Genomic DNA, 1,880 nt, shown 5'->3' with positions numbered 1-1,880 from the left:
GGGAGACTCAGAGATACCGATACGGGCACCACTTCGCTCGCCCTCCTCGACCGCCGGAGCCCCCCCCCCGCCGGTCAGCGGAGCCCCACCCCCGCCGGTCGAGTAGGCGAGCCCCCAAGGGCGAGCCGTATCGAGACCCCGTGCCATAGAAGGAGACCCGGCCGCCCGCGGCTACGGAGGTCTCGATACGCGCCTCACTTCGTTCGCCCTCCTCGACCGCCGGCGCCCCCACCCCCGCTGGTTGAGCCGGGCGGAGCGAAGCGGAGCCCGAGTCGAAACCCGGTGCCGCACGGGGACACTCACCCGCTCGGTGACCTACCCTCTGGCTCATGACCCTGCGTCGCTGGATCGCGCTGGCGGTCCTGCTCGTCGGTCTGACCGTGATGGCGTGGGCCGCCGCCTGGGCGCCGCAGCAACCTGAGTTCCTGCAGAACGGCGGCGCCTGCGAGCTGGCGCCGTGCGGTGAGCTCACGGACCCACCGCGCTGGCACGCCGCGTGGCTGCTGTGGGCACCCGGCGCTCTGCTGGCCGTGGCAGGAGCTGTCGGTGGCGCCCGACCGATGCGACCGCTGGGGAGGAAGGCCGGTGTCGCGATCGCCGTCGCGAGCCCGTTCTACCTGATCGCGCTGCTCGGGGTCGCCGTCGCGGTGTCCCTGTTCACCTCCGCGCACGGTGCAGCCACGGTCGGTGTGGCGGGAGCGGCCGTCCCGTTCGCGTACTACGTGACGTCACACCTGCTGGACCTGCCACGCGGTCGCCGTACCGAGGTCTCAGCCGTCCGGTAGGTGCACCAGTCTCCCCGCGCGGCACCGGGTTTCGACTCGGACTCCGCTAGCGCTCCGTCCGGCTCAACCAGCGGGAACGGCCCAGCTCAACCAGCGCGAACGGCCCAGCTCAACCGGCGTAAGCCGGCTCAACCAGCGGGAACGGCCGGGTTCGACCAGCGGGGATGTCGGGCTCAGCCGGTGAGGGCGCCTACTCGCGGCTGGTCGCGGGTGGCGCGCTCCTCCTCGATCAGCTGGGCCAGGTCGGGGTCCTCGGGGTCGGGCGCCATCATCACCGCGGTGATCGGGATGGCCAGCGCCAGCAGGCCGATGACGAAGACGGGGAACAGGAAGCTGAACACGTCCAACCCGGTCGGCGCCGGAGCGTCGGGGTCGAGCGTGACGCGCATCGCGGCCATCCCGGTGTAGTGCATGCCGACGACCGCGACGCCCATCACCAGACCGGCGAGGATGCGCATCGTCACGACGCGCAGGACGAGCGTGAACCACAGCGCCACCGTCGCGGCGACCACCGCGATCGCGATCGATGCCCCGACCAGCAGCGGGTCGTATGCGATGTCGCCCTGGATGTGCAGGGCGTACATGCCGACGTAGTGCATGAGGTTCACGGCCAGACCCATGACCAGGCCGCCGCCGAGCAGCCGCAGGATGCGCACGCGCGGACCGATGATGCGGAACGCCGCGAACGTCGCGCCGACGGCGAGGAGGGCAGAACCGATCGTCCAGCCGAGCTGGTAGCGGGTGGCCGTGCCCGGTACCGCCATCCCCAGCATCGCGATGAAGTGCATCAGCCAGATGGCGACGCCGCCGATGGAGGTGGCGGCGAACCCCTGCCAGCGGCGCCGCAGCCGCTCGGACGGGGCAAGCGTGGCCTGGCGGGCGCAGGCGAGACCGACGACCGAACCGGTGAAGGACACCAGGTACGCGAGCGCCGGGATCCAGGCGCCGAGCTCGAAGTGGTGGATCGTGTCGTGCCCGTGGACGTGTCCGTCCTGGGCCAGCGCGAGAACGGTGCTCATGACGATGCGACCTCCGACATGACGGGACGGGACAGCTGGTGCAGGGCGAACTCGGTGACACGGATCAGCGCGGTCT

At 71.3% G+C, this 1,880-nt stretch carries 2 protein-coding genes; one reads left to right on the top strand and one right to left on the bottom strand.

Features of this window, described 5'->3' with window-relative positions; genetic code table 11:
* Positions 1–329 precede the first annotated feature (329 nt).
* The gene (locus tag P4R38_RS06205) at positions 330–785 is read left to right on the top strand and encodes a hypothetical protein (RefSeq protein ID WP_277191477.1); all 456 of its coding nucleotides are present in this window, start codon (positions 330–332) and stop codon (positions 783–785) included.
* A 173-nt stretch (positions 786–958) separates the two neighbouring features.
* On the opposite strand, the gene P4R38_RS06200 is transcribed toward P4R38_RS06205, so the two are convergent.
* A complete protein-coding gene (locus P4R38_RS06200) occupies positions 959–1,804 on the bottom strand; it encodes an MHYT domain-containing protein (protein WP_277191475.1) in 846 nt (281 codons plus the stop codon).
* Positions 1,805–1,880 lie beyond the last annotated feature (76 nt).

This window comes from Luteipulveratus flavus, from assembly GCF_029439465.1.
In the GTDB taxonomy this organism is placed as follows: domain Bacteria; phylum Actinomycetota; class Actinomycetes; order Actinomycetales; family Dermatophilaceae; genus Luteipulveratus; species Luteipulveratus flavus.
The sequence above is the reverse complement of the archived record's forward strand: the minus strand, read 5'-3'. Positions and strand labels throughout refer to the sequence as shown.

What these genes read in the sequence shown, in the direction of transcription:
- P4R38_RS06200 (WP_277191475.1), bottom strand. Translation starts at nt 1,804, where the DNA reads ATGAGCACCGTTCTCGCGCTGGCCCAGGACGGACACGTCCACGGGCAC.
- P4R38_RS06205 (WP_277191477.1), top strand. Translation starts at nt 330, where the DNA reads ATGACCCTGCGTCGCTGGATCGCGCTGGCGGTCCTGCTCGTCGGTCTG.